The 2,408-nt window shown below is 67.1% G+C and carries 3 protein-coding genes; 1 reads left to right on the forward strand and 2 read right to left on the reverse strand.

Translation table 11 applies throughout. The features are described 5' to 3' along the window. Positions 1 to 143: 143 nt before the first annotated feature. On the reverse strand, positions 144 to 827 hold the full coding sequence (locus tag VIR09_RS03450) for a MarC family NAAT transporter (protein ID WP_332011603.1): 684 nt from the start codon (positions 825 to 827) through the stop codon (positions 144 to 146). A 151-nt stretch (positions 828 to 978) separates the two neighbouring features. Between VIR09_RS03450 and VIR09_RS03455 the strand changes: the two genes are divergently transcribed. Beyond that, entirely contained in the window at positions 979 to 1,617 is a 639-nt protein-coding gene (locus VIR09_RS03455; protein WP_332011604.1) for a TetR/AcrR family transcriptional regulator, read from the forward strand. On the opposite strand, the gene VIR09_RS03460 is transcribed toward VIR09_RS03455, so the two are convergent. Then, a partial coding sequence (locus VIR09_RS03460; RefSeq protein ID WP_332011605.1) for an MFS transporter occupies positions 1,578 to 2,408 on the reverse strand: 831 nt, incomplete at its 5' end. The genes VIR09_RS03455 and VIR09_RS03460 overlap by 40 nt on opposite strands.

Here is a 2,408-nt window from a genome sequence, read left to right on the forward strand (position 1 = left end):
AGGCCAGCGCCGCCGCGCCTTGCGCGAGCTGGCCGCCCGGCGCGCGATAAGCCAGCGCCAGGCAACCCCATAGCGCGGAAAGAATGAGCAGCAGGCTGAAGGCGATGCGCCCCGTGGTCGCCAGCCAGCCGCGACGGGCAGGATTAGAGGCCGCCATGCTGCTGCACGATTTCCAGAACGCCGTTGATCACGAACTGCACCGCCATGCACACCAGCAGGAAGCCCATGATGCGAGAGATGGCCTCCACCCCGCCCTGGCCGATCACGGCCACGATGCGTCCGGCCGAGCGCAGGCAGATCCAGAACAGCAGGCCCAGCAGGGAAAACACGATGATGGGAGTCACCGCCAGCACCCAGGGCGCGTAGGTATGCGCCGCCGATGCGTCCAGGGTAGACGCGCCGCTGATGATCATGGCGATGGTGCCCGGTCCGGCCGTCCCCGGCATCGCCAACGGCACGAAAGCGATATTGGGCGTTTGGCGGTTGACCTGGGCATCGGCCACGTCGGCCTCGGAAGCGGTCGACGGCGTGGACGGAAACACCATGCTGAAGCCTATGCTGGCCACGATCAGGCCGCCGGCGATGCGCAGCCCCGGAATCGAAATGCCGAAGGTATGCATGATCCATGCGCCAGCATAGTAGGTCACCACCATGATGCCGACTACGTAGAACGCCGCCTGCTTGACCTGGCGTTCGCGCTCCTTGTAGGAGATCTGCTGGCCCAGGGACAGCAGCAGCGTCATGGAGGTCAGAGGATTGGCCAGCGGCAGCATCAAGGCCAGCCCCAGGCTGACGAGTTTTCCCAATTGAACCAGGTCGTCGATCATAGCGATGTGCGCCGCGAGCGCCGCCGTTGCAGGGCGTCACAGCTGTTTGGATGATTTTCAGCCGAGTAATGTACTATACATTACACAATTTAAGACTGGCACGCCGCCGGACAATGGGTAGTCCGCGACCGATCCGGCCACGGGGGGCGAAGTGAACACCATTCCAAACGACACGGCGCGACGCGCGCTGACCAGCCGCGGTGAAGCACGTCGCGAGCGCCTGCTCGAAGCCGCCAAGCAGTCGTTGCTGGAGCACGGCTACGCGCAGACGTCCATCCAGCGCGTCGTGCAGCAGGCAGGGGGCTCTGCGGCGACCGCCTACCAGTTGTTCGGCAACAAGGAGGGCCTGCTGGTCGCGGTGCTTGAGCATGAATTGAACGGCATGCGCGCGGCGGTGTTCGCGGACGACATGCTGGACCAATCCGTCGGCCCGGCCCTGCACGAGTTGGCGCGACGCTTGCTGAGCTACACGCTGCAGCCCAAATCGGCCGCGCTGTACCGCCTGATCGTCTCGGAATCGCATCGCCTGCCGCAACTGGCCGAATCCCTGCGGCTGGCGGTGGAAATGCAACTCCACGCGCCCCTGGAGCAATGCCTGATAGCAGCTTGCGAGCGTGGCGAGCTGCGCATCGACGATCCGCGCCTGGCGGCGCGCACCCTGGGCAACTTGATCAACGGCATCGCCTCGTACGCACGGCTGACCGGCGGCCGGGACGAAGGTCCGGATGAGGACCATCTGGCCACCTGCCGCTACGGCGTGGACACGCTGTTGCGCGCCTTCCGCGCGTAGCCCTGGCGCAGTTCGCTCCACCCTGCCCGCGCCAGCATTACCGCCGGCCACAGCATGCAGGCCGCAGCCAGCCACAGATTGGCCCGCAGCCCCAGCGTGTCCACGCTGGGCACGCCCAGCAGCGAACCTGCCGCGATACCCAGGTTGAACACCGCGACGAACAGCGCAGTGGCGGCCTCGACCGCGTCCGGCGCCGCCTTCATCATCCAGGTTTGCAGCGACACCGAAACCGCGCCATAGGCCAGGCCCCACAGCAACAGCAAGGCCGCCGCGGCCGGGCGCAGTTGCCCCAGCATGGCCAGCAGCAGCAAGATCAGCAACAGGCTGGCCGCGATCGCAAGCAAGGTCGCCGCCGGACGTTTCGCGGCTGCCGCCCCGCCCAGGAAATTGCCCGCCACGCCTGCCGCGCCATAGGCAAACAGCAGCGGGCCTATCCAGCTGTCCCCGAACGCCGCGTGGATCTGCAGCAGCGGGCGCACGAAGGTGTACGCCATGAAGTGGCCGGCGACCAGGAACAGCGTGATCAGGAGGCCCTGCCGCAGGCCCGGATTGGCCAGTTGCGACAGCAGTTGGCGCGGCCGCAGCGAGCGCGTCGCGGGCAGCGGCGGCAGGCTCATCAGATTCATGAGCAACACGACGGCGCACAGCGCCGCCATGATGCCGAAGGCCGCGCGCCATCCGGCCAGCCCGCCGATAAAGGCGCCCAGCGGCACACCCAGCACGGACGCCACCGCGACTCCGCCGAAAATGATGGACGTGGCCAACCCCACGGCGCCCGGCCGGACCAGCCT

It is taken from the genome of Achromobacter sp., assembly GCF_036567245.1.
Taxonomy (GTDB): domain Bacteria; phylum Pseudomonadota; class Gammaproteobacteria; order Burkholderiales; family Burkholderiaceae_B; genus Achromobacter.

What these genes read in the sequence shown, in the direction of transcription:
- VIR09_RS03450 (WP_332011603.1), bottom strand. Translation starts at nt 827, where the DNA reads ATGATCGACGACCTGGTTCAATTGGGAAAACTCGTCAGCCTGGGGCTG.